At 37.1% G+C, this 15,113-nt stretch carries 14 protein-coding genes and 1 rRNA gene; 11 read left to right on the top strand and 4 right to left on the bottom strand.

The features are described from left to right. The first annotated feature begins 45 nt into the window (after nt 1–45). The 6 genes from rrf to I2F23_RS08190 all read left to right on the top strand — a co-directional run bounded on the left by rrf (nt 46) and on the right by I2F23_RS08190 (nt 3,601). Nucleotides 46–160, top strand: a 5S ribosomal RNA gene (gene rrf, locus I2F23_RS08215). Nucleotides 161–378: 218 nt separating this feature from the next. Continuing rightward, the gene (locus I2F23_RS08210) at nt 379–1,200 is read left to right on the top strand and encodes an ABC transporter ATP-binding protein (protein ID WP_195772115.1); all 822 of its coding nucleotides are present in this window, start codon (nt 379–381) and stop codon (nt 1,198–1,200) included. Next, entirely contained in the window at nt 1,197–1,973 is a 777-nt protein-coding gene (gene mlaE / locus I2F23_RS08205; RefSeq protein WP_195772114.1) for a lipid asymmetry maintenance ABC transporter permease subunit MlaE, read from the top strand. The genes I2F23_RS08210 and mlaE overlap by 4 nt, the downstream gene beginning before the upstream one ends. Next, on the top strand, nt 1,973–2,644 hold the full coding sequence (mlaD, locus tag I2F23_RS08200) for an outer membrane lipid asymmetry maintenance protein MlaD (protein WP_195772113.1): 672 nt from the start codon (nt 1,973–1,975) through the stop codon (nt 2,642–2,644). Before mlaE ends, mlaD begins: the two co-directional genes overlap by 1 nt. Before the next feature lie 20 nt (nt 2,645–2,664). Then, nucleotides 2,665–3,288, top strand: a complete 624-nt coding sequence (locus I2F23_RS08195; protein ID WP_195772112.1) for an MlaC/ttg2D family ABC transporter substrate-binding protein — start codon at nt 2,665–2,667, stop codon at nt 3,286–3,288. Between the two features lie 19 nt (nt 3,289–3,307). Next, nucleotides 3,308–3,601 carry an STAS domain-containing protein gene (locus I2F23_RS08190; protein ID WP_195772111.1) on the top strand — a complete coding sequence of 98 codons (294 nt, stop codon included), beginning with the start codon at nt 3,308–3,310 and terminating at the stop codon, nt 3,599–3,601. A gap of 30 nt (nt 3,602–3,631) precedes the next feature. Here the strand turns inward: I2F23_RS08190 and I2F23_RS08185 are convergent, their stop codons facing one another. Beyond that, complete coding sequence (locus I2F23_RS08185; RefSeq protein WP_195772110.1) at nt 3,632–4,642, bottom strand: CorA family divalent cation transporter; 1,011 nt, start codon at nt 4,640–4,642, stop codon at nt 3,632–3,634. 154 nt (nt 4,643–4,796) lie between these two features. Here I2F23_RS08185 and I2F23_RS08180 point away from each other — a divergent pair, with 154 nt between their 5' ends. Further along, nucleotides 4,797–5,366 carry an LOG family protein gene (locus I2F23_RS08180; RefSeq protein WP_195772109.1) on the top strand — a complete coding sequence of 190 codons (570 nt, stop codon included), beginning with the start codon at nt 4,797–4,799 and terminating at the stop codon, nt 5,364–5,366. Nucleotides 5,367–5,371: 5 nt separating this feature from the next. On the opposite strand, the gene I2F23_RS08175 is transcribed toward I2F23_RS08180, so the two are convergent. Continuing rightward, nucleotides 5,372–5,986 (bottom strand): ComF family protein, encoded by a 615-nt coding sequence (locus I2F23_RS08175; protein ID WP_195772108.1) that lies wholly within the window; start codon nt 5,984–5,986, stop codon nt 5,372–5,374. Next, complete coding sequence (gene recG, locus I2F23_RS08170) at nt 5,973–8,018, bottom strand: ATP-dependent DNA helicase RecG (RefSeq protein WP_195772107.1); 2,046 nt, start codon at nt 8,016–8,018, stop codon at nt 5,973–5,975. The genes I2F23_RS08175 and recG overlap by 14 nt, the downstream gene beginning before the upstream one ends. Before the next feature lie 18 nt (nt 8,019–8,036). Between recG and I2F23_RS08165 the strand changes: the two genes are divergently transcribed. Beyond that, nucleotides 8,037–8,840, top strand: a complete 804-nt coding sequence (locus I2F23_RS08165; RefSeq protein ID WP_195772106.1) for an NAD-dependent epimerase/dehydratase family protein — start codon at nt 8,037–8,039, stop codon at nt 8,838–8,840. 44 nt (nt 8,841–8,884) lie between these two features. On the opposite strand, the gene plsB is transcribed toward I2F23_RS08165, so the two are convergent. Then, nucleotides 8,885–11,455, bottom strand: a complete 2,571-nt coding sequence (plsB, locus tag I2F23_RS08160; RefSeq protein ID WP_195772105.1) for a glycerol-3-phosphate 1-O-acyltransferase PlsB — start codon at nt 11,453–11,455, stop codon at nt 8,885–8,887. Nucleotides 11,456–11,734: 279 nt separating this feature from the next. Between plsB and I2F23_RS08155 the strand changes: the two genes are divergently transcribed. The 3 genes from I2F23_RS08155 to I2F23_RS08145 all read left to right on the top strand — a co-directional run bounded on the left by I2F23_RS08155 (nt 11,735) and on the right by I2F23_RS08145 (nt 15,076). Next, entirely contained in the window at nt 11,735–12,610 is an 876-nt protein-coding gene (locus tag I2F23_RS08155) for an acyl-CoA thioesterase (RefSeq protein WP_195772104.1), read from the top strand. A gap of 116 nt (nt 12,611–12,726) precedes the next feature. After that, the gene (locus I2F23_RS08150; protein WP_195772103.1) at nt 12,727–13,995 is read left to right on the top strand and encodes a dicarboxylate/amino acid:cation symporter; all 1,269 of its coding nucleotides are present in this window, start codon (nt 12,727–12,729) and stop codon (nt 13,993–13,995) included. A gap of 310 nt (nt 13,996–14,305) precedes the next feature. Beyond that, complete coding sequence (locus I2F23_RS08145) at nt 14,306–15,076, top strand: energy transducer TonB (RefSeq protein WP_195772102.1); 771 nt, start codon at nt 14,306–14,308, stop codon at nt 15,074–15,076. Nucleotides 15,077–15,113: the final 37 nt, after the last annotated feature.

Here is a 15,113-nt window from a genome sequence, read left to right as displayed (position 1 = left end):
AACAGAGGCAATAATTAAGACCTCAATGTTCTCCATAAAAGTTATGCTGGCGACAATAGCGAGAGTGAACCACCTGATCCCTTCCCGAACTCAGAAGTGAAACCTCTTAGCGCTGATGGTAGTGTGGGGTTACCCATGTGAGAGTAAGTCATCGCCAGCATCTAATTCCTAAAAAGCCTCCGTAAGGAGGCTTTTTTTTGCTTGTAGAATATAAACATATATTTATTCAAATTAATAATTTCCGTATAATTTATACATAATGTTTTATAGTTTCAAAACTATAATATTTTCTAGTGAGAAATAAATAGATAACCTCCTACTATTTGATTAACCTATCCTCTTAAATGAATGGCGGTAAGTAAGAAGTGAACATTGATCATGGATAAAAAAACTCCTGCCATAAAAACTCAGAATTTTATTGAAGTTAAAGGTCTTAGCTTTAACCGAAATGAGAGAGTTATTTATGACAATATCGATCTCTGTATTCGTAAAGGTCAAGTCACTGCAATTATGGGACCTTCTGGTACAGGGAAAACGACACTTTTACGTCTTATAGGTGGTCAATTAATACCACAAAAGGGAATGATACTATTAGAAGGTAAAAATATTTCAAAAATGAGTCGCCATGAACTTTTTGCTGCTCGTGCAAAAATGGGAATGCTCTTCCAAAGTGGTGCTTTATTCACTGATATGTCTGTATATGAAAATATTGCTTTTCCAATACGTGCGCATACGAAATTGCCTGAGAATCTTATTGGTGAGCTTGTTTCATTAAAGTTAGAATCTGTTGGCCTAAGTGGAGCTGAGTTTCTTATGCCCTCTGAATTATCAGGTGGTATGAATAGGCGAGTGGCTTTAGCAAGAGCAATTGCTTTAGATCCTGAATTAATTATGTATGACGAGCCTTTTGCAGGTCAAGACCCTATCGTCATGGGAGTGCTCACAAGGCTTATTCGCTCTTTAAGAGATGCTTTAGATTTAACAACGATTATTGTGTCGCATGATGTAGATGAGACGATGTCTATAGCAGATTATGTTTATATTGTTGCGGATGGAAAAATCCAAGGTGAAGGAACACCTGAAGAGCTAAGAACACATCATTCTGAATTTGTTCAGCAGTTTTTAAATGGCTCTGTCGAAGGTCCTGTTGATTTTCAATTTAGCCAAAAAAAATACCTAAACCACGAGGTGGGTACATGAATGCGATAGCCTTATTAGGCAGAAGAGTAATCGATAGTGTCCATGGTATCGGTATTGCGACAATCTTATTGATACAAATTATTTGTTCTTTACCTACACGTTTAGGATTTAAATTATTTATTTACCAAATGTATAGAGTCGGTGTTTTATCATTATTGATTGTTGCTGTTTCTGGATTATTTATTGGTTTAGTAATTGGCTTACAAGGTTATACAATCCTTGTTAATGTTGGTAGTGAGTCAATGCTTGGTACTATGGTTGCATTGACTTTATTAAGAGAACTGGCACCTGTAGTAGCTGCACTTTTATTTGCTGGCCGTGCTGGATCTGCTTTAGCTGCTGAAATTGGTTTGATGAAAGCCACAGAACAGTTATCTAGTATGGAAATGATAGGTGTCGATCCTTTAAAACGTATTGTTTCTCCACGTCTTTGGGCAGGTATTATTAGTTTACCTATGCTGACAGTCATTTTTGCGGCAATTGGTATTTTTGGCGGCAAACTGGTGGGTGTAGATTTCTTAGGTGTGGATGAAGGGTCTTTTTGGAGTGGAATGCAAAGTGCCGTTCAATTTAGACATGATGTAATAAATGGTATTTTAAAAAGTGTTTGTTTTGCTGTGATTTGTACATGGATTGCTGTCTATCAAGGATATGCTTGTAATCCAACATCAGAAGGTATTGCAACTGCAACAACAAGAACAGTTGTTTATTCATCTTTATGTGTTTTAGGTTTTGATTTTGTGTTGACTGCGGTCATGTTTGGAGGCGTTTGATGAAATCACGTGCAAGTGAGTTGACCGTAGGAATTTTCGTAATAATTTTCGGTGCAGCACTATTTTTTTTAGCAATGAAAGTAAGCGGACTATCTGGAAATAATTTAAGCGCAGGTTATCAAATGTCAGCAACATTTGATAATGTAAATGGATTAAAACCCCGTGCTAAAGTAACCATGAGTGGTGTAACAATAGGACGTGTTGACTCAATTACATTGGATCCAATTTCTAGATTGGCAAAAGTAACATTTGATTTGGATGGAAAGTTAACAACATTTACACCTGCTGAGTTACAAACTGTTCAAAAAGATTCCTTAGAAGAGCTGAAATATAGCGATGATTATCAGCAAGCCGATGATGCGAAACGAAAAGTAATGGAACAACAACTATTAGACAATATGAAATCCATTACAAATATAGATTCAGATGCTTATATTATGGTAGCAACGAATGGATTATTGGGCGAGAAGTATTTGAAAATTGTACCTGGCGGTGGCATTAGTTACTTAAAGCGTGGTGCAAGTATTACCAATACTCAAGGAACAATGGATTTAGAAGATTTGATTAGCAAATTTGTGACAGGTATGGGAAGTGGTAATAAATCTTCTACGTCTCAATCTTCAAGTACAGCTCAGAGTAATAGCTCAACTCAACCATCATTTACAGAATAAACCTCAAGTAGGAGCGTCATATGAAAACATCATTAAAACAAACAATGATGGCAGGTGTTCTAGCAACAATGGTAGGCTCAGCAATTGCTGCACCTGCTCAGGCACCTTCTGATTTTATTAAAACAGTAGCAGACAGTTTAATTGGTAAGTTAAAAGCAGAGCATGATCATTTGAATAATCCTGCAACAATCAATGCAATTGTAAAACAGAACTTAGAACCTTATGTTGATGCGCAAGCATTTACACGTATTGTTATGGGAACATATGCGTCTCCTCAAAGTAGTACACCTCAACAACGTGCTGCATTTGAATCTAATTTACGCCAAAGTTTAATTCAAAATTATGGTTCTGCTTTAGCGAAGTATTCAAATCAGGGTTACGCTATTCGTCCATATAAACCATCTGCAGGTGCTTATCAAGTCGTGACATTAGACTTTATTAGTCAAGGTCAAAAAACACCAGTAGCATTCCAATTGGCAGACCATGGTTCTCAATGGAAAATTCGTAATATGAATGTTGCAGGGATTGATTTGGGTTTACAGTTTAGAAATCAATTCGCTTCTACGGTACAGCGTAATGGTGGCAATCTAGATAAAGCCATTGCAACGTTTAAACCAGATGCTAATGCAGCAACAAGCAAATAATTTCAAAGGAATAAGCTCAATGGATATACAGTTTAAACAGCAGAATTTAATATTGGTTGGTACAATAGACTTTAAAAATGCAGAAACTGTATATCAGCAAGGGTTATCTTTAATATTGCAAAATAAACAAGATAAAATTTTTGTTGATTTATCTCAGTTAGAACATGGAAATACTTTAGCGCTTGCGGTATTTGTGCAGTGGTTACGCCATACACCTGAGTTAAATGGACTCATTTTTAAGGCTGTTCCAGATAAAATGCTCAAGATTATTCAATCGTGCCATCTTGAAAAAGAACTTCAGATGGTAAGCTAAATAAAAAAGCATCTGTAAAGATGCTTTTTTTTAAATCCATTTTTTCCATTTAAAATAAAAGTATGGACCAATAAAAGATGCGCCTAAGAAACTACCTACGATAATTAAACTAACAGGGCTATGTGCATAAGGTAACTCTTCAATATTCATCCCATATACGCTTGAAATGAGCATGGGTGGCGCAAGCATACTTGGTAAAATAGAGAAGCGACGGATCGTATCGTTTTGTTCAGTATTAATAAAACCTGAGGTTGTATCCATTAGAAAATGGACTTTTTGAAATAAGAATGCATTGTGTTCAATTAAAGAGCGAACATCTTCACTCATTTCGCGAATTTCTGCATCATAAATATGACTACCTAATGCACGAGGGCGTGATAAGAAGCTGAGTAGACGACGTAAATCAATTAAACAAAGCTGTGCTTTACCGAGCATATCTTCTTGTTGTGCTAGACGTGTAATCATGTCATCGAGATCGAGGTTATTCTCTCGATTATGATTGTTAAGTACTTCGGTAGAGTATTTTTCTAGGTCTTTATGAATGTCTTCTAGAATGTCTGCGAGTTCATCAAGTTTTGCTTCGAATAAGCCCAACAAAGTCCAAATAGGATCTTGATAGTTAATATCATAGTCATTTCTACGTGCACGCGAACGAAAAGCGCGAAAAGCCAAGAGTTTTTCACCACGTAGAGTGATTAATCTGTCTTTTTTTAAAATAAAAGCAACTGTTTGAACAGTGGCTAGCATGCTTTCATCTTCATGTTCACTATCGGCTTGGTAATTCTTATTTTTTGTGAGGAAGTAGGTACTAATATGTAAGATACCATCATCATCTCTATAAAAACGTGCAGATGAAGAAATATCCTCTAGTGATTTAAGTGTAGGTAAGTTTTGATGATAGGCATCAATAACCCATTGCTGTTCCTCTTGTGAGGGTGCAATTAAGTCAATCCAAACTAAGTCTTGATGTAAGTCGAAACCACCATTAATGGTTGCATCTTCTAAACTGCCACGTGTTGTAGCATAAAAAGCTTCGAGCATTGAAGTCTTTCTCCCTTAGGTCGGACAGGGTTAAAACAATGTGTGTATTTTAGAGAAGCTGTACATTAAAAACACGACTAACTTTCGTTTTTTAATAAAAAAAAGTATTTTAGACTATATTAGGGACATTATGATTAAAAAAAAGGACAATAGTATGAATACAGTAGCAATTTTTTGTGGTTCTAAGGCAGGAAATAACCCGATATTTGTCGAGCATGCACAAAAAGTTGGCCAATATTTGGCAGAGCAGGGTAAGACGGTGATTTACGGGGGCGGTAGAACAGGTTTAATGGGTGTTATCGCTGATAGTACATTACAGGCTGGTGGTAAGGTGATTGGCGTAATCCCTACAACATTGGTTGATCGAGAGCTTGCGCATCCTCAACTTACGGAGTTACATATAGTGAGTACGATGCATGAGCGTAAAGCAAAAATGGCAGAACTTGCCGATGGCTTTATTGCTTTACCCGGTGGAGCTGGAACATTAGAAGAAATATTTGAACAATGGACATGGGCACAATTAGGCATCCACTTAAAACCATGTGCTTTTTTAAATATTAATGACTTTTATACACCACTATTGGACATGATTTCTAAAACTGTAGATACAGGCTTTACACAAGCACGATTTGCAGATCATTTGTTTCATTCAGAGTCTATTGAAGAGATTTTAGAAAAGTTTGAAAACTATCAAGCTCCCGAACCAAAATGGGGCGTACAATAAGTTATTTAGGCAGCTGCAATGCAAAAAGCCTCTACATGATTACACCCTAATGTATGTAACTTATTTTTGAGCGCAAAAATTGAACTACCTGTCGTGATGACATCATCAACAATGAGAACTTTTCTATAGCGTAGCGGACTAGAGGGTACAATTTCAAATTGATCTTCAATATGTGTTAGCCGTTCTACGCGAGAAAGGCCTTTTTGACTATGCTCATGTTTTCTTTTTATGGGTGTCCAAAGGGGAATATTATATTTTTGAGATAGATGCTTTGCAATTAAATGGGCTTGGTTGTAACCCCTTTGATGTAAACGTGATGTTGAAATAGGCATTGGAACAATCGCCTGAAAGTCTTGAGATAGGTTTATTTCGCTGCAAATTTGTTTAAATATATCGATATACTGGAGTTCTTGATTGTACTTGAACTTCTGAATAACTCGATTGAGTGGAAATTGGTAGGATGCAGCAATAAGAACGGATACTTCTTGCTTTTGAATATATCTTGGTTTGATTTTTAGCTGTTGCCAACAGTCTATGCATAAACTTTGCGTATTATGGATATTGAACTCACCACAGAGATAGCAAGGTTTGAGGCGATTGAGCAAGTTAAACATAAGCATATCTTGGTGCGTGTGGAAGCCAACGGTTCAGCAAGGCTTCTGCTTTGTCCTTTTCGTTTTTAATAATTTCTTGCGCAACATAATGTGCTTGATGCAGAAGATGTCCATCTCTTTCTAAATTGGCGACACGAAACCCCATATCACCTGTTTGTTTTGTACCAAGAAGTTCTCCCGGCCCGCGAATTTCTAGATCTTTTTCTGCAATCACGAACCCATCATTACTTTCTCTTAAAATAGATAAACGCTCATGTCCATTTTGAGAGAGTGGTGTTTTATAGAGTAATGCACAAAAGCTTGCTTGAGCACCACGGCCTACACGACCACGCAATTGGTGTAATTGAGAAAGGCCGAGTCTTTCCGCATTTTCAATAACTATAATGGTTGAGTTTGGTACATCTACACCGACTTCAATGACCGTGGTGGCAATAAGAAGTTGCAGTTCATTGTTTTTAAAAGCTTGCATGACATTCTGTTTCTCTGAGGCTTTCATTTTTCCATGAACTAAACCAATTGCAAGCTGTGGGAATTTTTCTTGAATCTCTGCATATGTTGCTTCTGCAGCTTGAGCATCTAGCGTTTCAGATTGTTCAACAAGAGTACAGACCCAATAAGCTTGTTTACCTGCTAAGCAATTGTTTGCAATACGTTGTAAGACTTCTTCGCGTCGCTCGAGAGGAATGGTTACGGTTTGAATGGGAGTACGTCCGGGTGGTAATTCATCAATAATAGATGTATCTAAGTCACCATAAGCACTCATCGCAAGTGTACGAGGGATTGGTGTCGCAGTCATGACCAATTGATGTGGTGTTGTGCCTGCATAACCTTTGTCTCTTAGGGCGAGGCGTTGGTTTACGCCAAAACGATGTTGCTCATCGATAATAACTAAACCTAATTGCGCAAACTGGACACTTTCTTGAAATATAGCATGTGTACCGACAATGATATGTGCTTCGCCATTGGCAATACTTTCTTCTGTGGTTGAACGTTTCTTACCCTTTTGTTTACCTGAAAGCCATGCGACTTTCTTACCTAAAGGTTCAAACCATTTCTGAAAATTAAGGTAGTGTTGTTCTGCTAAAATTTCAGTGGGTGCCATAAGTGCAATTTGCCAATGAGACTCTAAAGCATGGCATGCAGCGATTGCGGCTATAAGTGTTTTTCCTGCACCGACATCACCTTGTACAAGACGTAGCATCGGTTTGTTCTTTGAAAGGTCTTGAAGTATTTCTTTAGACACACGTTGCTGTGCGCCTGTGAGTTGGAAAGGTAAGGCTGACAAAAGTTGAGGTGCTAAATCGATACTTTCGTCAAAACAAGGTGCTTGAATATGTTGAATATATGCACGTCGTGTGAGTAAGCTAACTTGATGTGCGACTAATTCTTCAAAGATAAGTCTTTGTTGTGCAGGATGAGTACCTTGCGTAAGTTGTTGCATATTGGCACTTAAAGGTGGTTCATGAATGTAGTCAAGTGCATCTTTAAGTGAATAGTTGTGGGTAAATTTGGAAGGCAATAACTCGGGAAGCTGGTGGCTATGGTATGCTCGAGCTTGCTGAATATATTCTCTAAGTTTGGGCTGAGTTAAACCATCTGTACTTGGATAAATAGCAGTAAGACGAATATTTTGTGGTGGCTCATAATGGTCAGCTTTTTGTATTTCTGGGTGATAAAGCTCTAAGCCACGAGCACCAAGACGAACCTCTCCAAAAATACGTACGCGTTGATGTGGTTGTAATCGATCTATTAGTGATTTGTAGATATGATAAAAGCGTAGAGTTACTTTTCCAGATGAGTCGGCAAGTGACACAGCCATAGATTTTCGTTTGCCTGGGGGGAAATCGACAGATTGAACTTCCCCTTCAAGCAAATAGCTTCGACCTACATGAATTTGATTCATGGGTACAATAGTCGTACGATCTTCATAGTCTCGAGGCAGATGAAATAACAGATCATCTGTCGTAAAAATATGAAGTTTTTCGAGTAACACACTGGCAGCACGACCAATGCCTTTGATTTCATGAATTAAAGCCATTTCAACTCAGGTAATAGCATGCATATTTTATTTATTGGTTATGGTAAAACATCGAAGCGTATTGCAAAACAATTATTTGCACAAGGCTATCAAATTACAGCCATAAGCACGACAAACAAGACAGATACAGAGATTTGTCATCTACAGCAAGATGTTAAAGCACTCGATTTAAATGGTTTAAAGCCGATTGATCTGGCATATGTTTTACTTAGTCCTAAAGAAAGTAGTATTGAAGGATATCGGCAGACTTATGTTGATACAGTCGCGCCTATCGTAAAAGCTTTACAGATGCATCCTATTAAAAGGATTTTTATTGTTTCTTCAACACGTGTGTATGGTGCAGATGAAGGGCAAGAAGTAAGTGATTTAACACATCTTCAACCTAATGATGAACAAGGCAAGTTGCTACAAAAAATGGAACAGCTTTATCAAAGTGCTTATCCTAAAGAGGCCACTATTATTCGCCCTTCTGGAATTTACGGTGAAAGTGTTGCACGTATGATTGCTTTAGCAAATAAAACAACAAGTTATAGCAAGTGTCATTGGAGCAATCGTATTCATATTGACGATTTGGCGAGTTTTTTAGTTTTTTTAGCAACAAAAGAATGTGTAGAAAGTAGCTATATTGTTAGCAATTCAAAACCATACCCTTTACATGAGGTAATCCAATGGTTTCAAAAGCAACTGAACTTACCCTTACTTAAGTACGAACCTAATCATGTGTCAGGTAAAAAAATCTATGCGACCGCATTGCAGGCCTCAGGCTTTAAGCTTTCACATCAAGATTTTTTTCAGGATTATGAGCATTTATTAAAAAAATAGGTATGTCTATGCATACCTATTTTCATATTTCTAGTAAAAGCCAATTATTTTTTGGCTTTACGCTTTAAGCGTCTTTTTGCATTTTGCGCGGCTAAAGCATCAAGTGCTTCTTTTAACTCTTCATCGCTAAATTGTGTAATATGCTGAAGCATTTGCAATGTGACATCATCAAGAACAAGGTTGGCATATTGAGCGACATTAGTTAGATATTCATCAAACTCAATGAAGCCTTTTTCATTGGTGCGAATATAGTCTTTTTGGCTCAGAACTTTTAAGAAGCCTTGGAAAAGTGATTTGTCAAAGAATTCAGGTGAGTTGTATTCATATAATACTGAGAAACGTTGACCAAGCAGATAACTCAAATCTTCAGCCTGTTTGGCTGAAATGTTACCTGAACCACGTTGCGTAATAATAGCCAATGTCATGTAGTAGCGTTCTAGGCTTTGTTTAACAGATGCACCTAAAATGACAAGTTGATTATGTGCAATGGTATTTGGTTGCGGACTGTAGAGCACATTGTCTTCATTGATAATAAGTTGAGCATCAGTAAGGGCATCGATATATTGCTCAATCGCAGGTTTAAGCGTATCGCCTTCCCATTTCATAAATAATTCAGCTTTTAAGAAAGGGTAGAGCATACTAATGACGTTCACTAAGTCTTTACGACCAATTTTTCCATTTAGTTCGACCAATGATGCAATGAGCGATGGCAAAATGAACGCATGTAAAATGTTATTTCGGAAGTACGTGAGTAATACAGCTTGGTTGTCTTCAATTGCAATAATGTCGCCAAGCGCATGTTGCACACGTTTAAGTAACTTTAACTTAATACCATGACGAATAATTTCTTTGCCTGAAAGTGAAGTCACTTCTGTACGAGTATCATAAGGCAATTGAGTTGCTAAGTTACGGTACGTGTCGAGCTGTTTAATAAATAGCTCTTCATCAAGTGTATGTTTTTCTGTTGCAAGTAGAATAAGGGAAATAAGAGAAACTGGATTGATTACGGCTGCATTATTAATTTTTTCTAAGATTTCATATGCTGAGCTTGTAATTGCTGTTGAAACCTCAGGTGGAATAGGGTCATCATTCTTTGCAATTGTAATTTCATCGGCTTTATGGGCTTTGAGTACGTCATCTAAAAAAACAGGTTCACCAAAGTTCAAGTGAACTTTACCAAAAATACGCTCAATTTTACGAAGCGTTTTAACTAAACCTAAAATAGATTCAGCTTCTTTAGGGTTTCCTTGCAATTCACCAATATATGTAGAACCCTCCATGAGGCGCTCATAACCAATATAGGTAGGAATAAATACAATTGGTTTATTTTTGCCTTTATTGCGCAAGTGGCTATGCACAGTCATGGCAAGCATACCTGTTTTTGGTGGCAATAAACGTCCTGTACGTGAGCGACCACCTTCAATAAAGTATTCTAAGGGTGTATTTCTTGAAACAATGCTATACAGATATTCTTTAAATACAGATGTATAAAGACCATTACCACGGAAAGAGCGACGAATAAAAAATGCACCACCACCACGAAGAAATTGTCCGACTAGAGGTAGATTTAAATTATCGCCCGCAGCAATATATGGCACCATTAAACCGCGTCGATGAATAATATAAGAAAGAAGTAGATAGTCGATATGACTACGATGACATGGGGTATAGACCACCTCATAATCTTTAGCAAGTTCACGTACAGTATTAAAATTATGTACTTCTACGCCGTCATAGAGTTGTGTCCATAGACGCGTGAGTGCCATATCAGCAAAACGTACTGTAGAGTAAGAGTAGTCCGAAACGATTTCATTGATATACCCAACTGCGCGTCTTTCTGCTTCAAATAAACTAATTTTACTTCTTAAGCTTTCACGACGAATTGCATCTTGAATATTGGTCGACTTAATAATGGATTGAATAACATTACGACGATCTGATAAATCTGGCCCTAGAACAGCTTCACGCTGACGATCTAAATATTGGTTTAGGTGATTAAGAATATAGGTACTTGGTGCTAGATTTGTATTTTGTTCTTTTGCTGTTTGAATAAGTGTTCTGAGTGACTGTTCTGGATGAAACTCTAAGAATGATTGACGACCGTGGACACCAATATTGACCAGTTGCTTAAATTTACTTGGGGTTGCCCATGTATCTGTAAATAAAAGCTTAAGTAAAGAGTCTTCTTTATCTGGTGCACGTCCCCATAATACCGTGACAGGAATAAGTTGAATATCTGCTTCTGGGTTTTTTTCTAAGAATTCGACAAAATGAACAAGCTTTGGTGGGAGAGAATGCTTACTTTCTGTTGCATAGCTTGTTTCTTTTTGTTGTAAGAAAAATACAGAGGTTTTCTCACTAAATTCGTTAATTTCTAAGGGTTCTAAAGCTGGATGCAAACCTAAGCGACGTGTTTCGCCATCAATAACAAGTGCATTGCTACGAGAGTAGGTTTGCAAAACATAGCATACAGCATGTGCAGATTGCTGTTGATCTACCACTGTTTCGACTGATTTTTTTAATGGAACTTCGCCAAGAACACGTGGCTTCACCACAAGATCAAGTACTTTACTTGATAATCTGCGATAGACCTGACCAAAGCTATTCTTGGACATAAAGACTCCTAGTTAAAACGCCACTTGGTGACAGCTATATTTTAAAGTGACGAATTTTATCGTATAGAAAATTCGGATGTGCAATTTTAACCAAAAATTGGCATTTTAGGACAACTAAAGTTGAAAAAAGCAGTTTTTATTCAGTAAAACGATGATTTAGGCCATTTGATATGGGTAAATATCTCAATAACAAGTCCTTATTTGTGGCAAAATAACGAAAAATGATCATAGCAATGCCATATTGTCTTTCAAATATTCTATATAAAATTAAGGTTAATGATGACAAAACTGACTCAAGAGCTCGTTGAATTACTCACTTTAGAAAAGTTAGATGAAAATATTTATCGTGGGCAGAGCCGTAATATTGTAGGTAAACGTGTATTTGGTGGTCAAATATTAGGACAGGCTTTACGTGCGGCATCGTATACAACAGATCGACCTGCACATTCATTGCATGCATACTTTTTATTTGGAGGTGATATTAATGCACCTATTATTTATGAAGTTGATCGTTTAAGAGATGGAAAAAGCTTTGTAAGTAGACAAGTACGGGCAATTCAAAATGGGCGTATGATTTTTACGGCAATGATTTCATTCGCCGTACCAGAGCAAGGTTTAGAATTTCAAAAAGAAGCACCCAATTATCCTGCACCAAATGATTTACAGACTGAACAACAATTAAAAGAAAGTTTAGTTCGATTTATTCCAAAGAGTTTACAAGACAGCTTTATGAAAGAGCGACATATTGAACTTAGACCCATTCACGATGTCAGAAATTTTTTTAACCCTCAGCCTGAACCTCCATTTTATGCTCACTATGTCAAAACGCATGAAAAGCTAAAAGATGAACAAGATACTATTGGTCTACATCAGGCTATTATTGCATTTTATTCAGACTTTACATTAATGACTACAGCATTACGTCCTCATGGTTTAAGCTATTTGTCACCACATTTGCAGTGTGCAAGTATTGACCACAGTCTTTATTTTCATAAACCTGTACGTGCAGATGAATGGATGCTTTACGATATGGAAGCCACCATTACATCGAATTCTAGAGGTTTGAACTATGGCTATATGTGGCAGAATGGGCAATTGGTTTGTAGTAGTACACAAGAAGGTTTAATGCGACTCCGCGAAAGCGATATACAATAAACCTCTTGAAATAAGCCACTTCTATGTGGCTTTTATATACTTATGTAAAAAAAAGAAATAGAAAATGTTGAGCATGTCGTATGATGGCCGATAAGAAAAAGACAAAATGGATAAAGATGAGCTTAAATACTCAAATTTTTATTGCGGCAATACTAGGTATCTGCCTTGGTTTTGTATTGCGTTTATACCCAGACACCAGCTTTTTTACAAGTGGTGTATATGGTTTAAGCATTCTAAGCAGTATATTTATTGGCTTCCTAAAAATGCTTTTAGTGCCATTAATTTTTACCTCTATTGTGGTAGGTGTTGCAAGTTTAGAATCTGGGCAACAACTTGGGAAAGTTTGGAAAGTCACGTTGTTATGTAGTTTTACAACAGTAAGCCTTTCCCTTTTGCTAGGTTTAGGATGTGCACATTTCTTCGAAGTAGGAAAAGGTGTCGATATTGCTTTGTTCAAAAATTCTATGGATCAATATCATTCTTCTGCACCTCATTTAGACGCTTCTTCTTTTATTACGAATTTTATTCAACATACATTAATTAATCCATTTCAAGCATTTAGTGAAGGAAATGTTTTAGCTGTTGTTGTGTTTGCAATGCTGATCGGCTTGGCATTGGTTTACGGTGGTCAGCGCTTTCAAAGAATTAGAGAGGTGAACGAAGAGTTTTTTCATCTTGTGATGATGCTGGTATCGTGGGTCATGAAACTTGCGCCTATTGGTATTTTTGCATTGATGGCAAAACTCATTGCAAAAGAAGACCTAACAGTACTAAGTCGTCTTGCAGAGTTTGCCACTGTTGTGACAGGAACAACAATTTTCCATGGTCTGGTTGTTTTGCCAACCTTACTTTGGATTTTTGGGAAAATGTCGCCGTTAAAGTTCTTTAAAGGTACAAGACTTGCGCTGATTACAGCATTTGCAACAAGCTCAAGTTCTGCAACGATGCCTTTAAGTATGAAGTGTGTACAAGAAAATCTTGGAGTACGTCCACAAATCTCTGGTTTTGTTATTCCATTAGGTTCTCATCTAAATATGGATGGTACAGCCTTATATGAGGCTGCAGCTGCATTATTTATTGCAAATCTTATCGGATTAGATTTAAGTCTAGGGCAGCAACTTATTGTTTGTTTAACTGCCATGATTTCCTCTTTAGGTGCACCCGGTATTCCAAGTGCAGGTATGGTTACCATGATTATGGTTCTGCAATCTGTGGGATTGCCTGCGGAAGCGATCGCAATTTTATTACCTATCGATCGTATTTTAGATACCGTACGTACGGTAGTGAATGTGCAAGGCGATATGATGATTAGTGTTGTAGTGGATCGATTTACTAAAAATGATGATGAAACTTTGGTTGATCATCAACAAGATTTAAAAACATAAGTAATATGTTGAATAAATAAATATTTCAATGCATTTAAATGTGGTATTTCTATAAGATATATTTAAATGCAATTGAAAATTATTTAGGATAACTCTATAAAAATACGACTATTTTTGTTATGTTATAACTACACATTTTACTGAATTTTATAAATTGGTGTAACTTTTTGAGAAGAAATAGATTTCTTAAAAGAGGTTGCAAATAAAAACTATTCTCATTTATTATATTGAGAATCACTATTTAATTCGAAACGTATAATACTTTATATCTGTATAAACCGTATTGTATGCCACAGGTCATCATTGTGCTATGAGTCATTCTTCCGTACTAAATGCGAATCCTCCTCCTAATAATATGAAGAAAAAAGTGATTATTGCTATTACAGCAGTAGTTATAGGGCACATTGGTGTTTTATTGGCTTTAAGTCAGATGAAACCCGCTGAGTTAAAGCCAATTCATAAAGATCCAATGCAAGTTCACTTCGTTAAGATTCAGCAACCACCGAAACCACTTCCGCCTGAGCCAAAGGAAAAACCTAAACCGAAGAAAGAAGTGAAAGAAGTTAAAATTGTTAAAGATCCACCGCCACCACCTAAAAAAGTGGAAAAAATTCAGCATGTGAAAAAAGAAGAACCGAAAAAGGTAGTACAACAGGTAGAAAAACCTCAACCTACGCCTGTTCCCCCCGTAATTTCACATGTAGAAACTAAACCACAGCCTGAACCTGCACCAACTCCTGCACCAAAACCTGAGCCAGCGCCCGCACCTCAAGCACCTGCTGAGCCTGCCGAGAAAACAGCTAAAGATGTTGCAATTGGTGGTAACGGTGTGCAATGGAGTCGCTCTCCGAAGCCATCTTATGAACAGAGTGACTTAAAAGGTTCTCCGAGATCGATAGTTGTACTCATTCAGGCCGATGAAAAAGGGAAGATCGTCAATGTGACGATTGTTAAAAGTAGTGGCTTACCTGCACTAGATGAGAAAATCTTACGTGCTGTACGTGGTGCGAAATTTAAACCATACATGGAAAATGGTGTTGCTTACCCAATTAAAGCACAACAACCATTTGACTTAACTTAATTTAAAATTACGGCTAATTTAAAATCAGGAAATCTAA

This window comes from Acinetobacter pollinis, from assembly GCF_015627175.1.
Classification (GTDB): domain Bacteria; phylum Pseudomonadota; class Gammaproteobacteria; order Pseudomonadales; family Moraxellaceae; genus Acinetobacter; species Acinetobacter pollinis.
Note: the sequence above shows the minus strand (reverse complement) of the source record. Positions and strands in the feature narration are given on the sequence as shown.